Below are 1,582 nucleotides of genomic sequence, written 5' to 3' on the forward strand. Positions count from 1 at the left end.
CGCGTTCGTTGAGGGTGCGGGTAGCTCGCCGCTGTACCGCGGGACGTATCTCGCCGCCTCGGGCAACGTGGTCGTGGTGACACTCAACTACCGGCTGGGCGCGCTGGGCTTCCTGTACACCGGCAAGGTGGCGGGCACCAGCATCAACGGGAACATGGGGCTGCTGGACCAGCAGAGCGCGCTGCGGTGGGTGCAGGCCAACATCTCCGCGTTCGGCGGCGACCCCGCGAAGGTGACGCTGTTCGGCGAGAGCGCGGGGGCGATGTCCACCGGCTTCCACCTGTTCAGCGTGCCCACCAGCAGGTCGCTTTTCCGCGCGGCGATCATGGAGAGCAACCCCATCTCCTCCACGTATCGCGACGTGAAGCGCGCCACCGACGACGGTGCCGCGTTCCTGAAGGCGCTGTGCGACACCGCCTCGGCCGGCCGCGGGTGCCCGGCGAACGCCACGTGGCTCGACACCGTCTCCACGGCGACCGTGCTTGCGGGCGAGGCGAAGTACCTGAAGGGTCTGGGACCGCTGGAGCGTATCATCTCGGGCGGACTCCCTGAAGGGCTGCCGTGGACGCCCGTCATCGACAACGTGGTGGTGACGGGCCAGCCGCTGAACGGGTACGCGTCGGGGATGCCCGCCAAGCCGTACGTGTTCGGCACCAACGCGAACGAGGGGACGGTATTCGCGGCCTATGCGCAGGACGCGGCGGGCGGCAAGCTGAACTCGTTCACGTACGGAGCGCTGCTGTCGCGCCTGTTCGGCCCTGTCGGCAAGCTCCGGATCACGATGTACAATGACGGCAGCGGGACCCATCCGTACCGCGCGTGGAACCACCCGTCGGTGGCGGGGATGGACAGCACAGCATCGGCGCTGGCGGACCTGATCAGCGACTTCGCCTTTCACTGCGGGAACCAGGTGGGGGCTGACTCGGCCTACAAGGCGAACAACGCCGCGGGGCTGCCCATCTACAGCTACTACTTCCAGCACACGCCGCTGCCGCTGGAGATGTACAAGGGCGTGGCGGAGTGCGGCCCGGCGGCGAACCAGGTCTGCCACGCGTACGAGCTGCCGTACGTGTTCAGCACTCTTGCGTACGCAGACACCGTCAACGGCAACACGGTGGCGCCGACCTCGACGGACGTGAGCCTCGGGCAGCAGATGGGCGCGGCGTGGGTGAACTTCGCCACGAACCTCTCCGCTCCGGCGACCGGATGGACGGCGTACCAGCCGGACGGTCAGGTGTACGCCTGGGGTGGATCGAACTCGGGCCAGATGCAGGCGCTCCCCGCCGGGCCTGCGTGCAGCGCGGTCTGGACGAAGTTCCCGCCGCTGGGGAAGGGCATCCTCTCGGCGGCGCGGCGACGGTAGGACGGACGAGCGCCGTCCACGGTGGATAAGAGGAAGGGGCGCCGGCGATGCAGCCGGCGCCCCTTCGTCATGTCGTTTCCGAGACGAGCTCGCGTGCGGAAAGGTGCCCCCTCCCCCGGCCCCTCCCCCGCAAGCGCAGGGCTGTTTCATTCGAGGAAACTGAGGAGTGAGTGGATGTCGTGGGCAAAGGAACGGAAGGCTGCGGTGAGGGAGCGGAAG

At 68.4% G+C, this 1,582-nt stretch carries 1 protein-coding gene; it reads left to right on the top strand.

Annotated elements, in window-relative coordinates; genetic code table 11:
- Positions 1-1,363 (top strand): carboxylesterase family protein (locus VFE05_02085; protein ID HET6228835.1); only part of this gene is annotated, 1,363 nt, incomplete at its 5' end.
- Positions 1,364-1,582 lie beyond the last annotated feature (219 nt).

It is taken from the genome of Longimicrobiaceae bacterium, assembly GCA_035696245.1.
Classification (GTDB): domain Bacteria; phylum Gemmatimonadota; class Gemmatimonadetes; order Longimicrobiales; family Longimicrobiaceae; genus DASRQW01.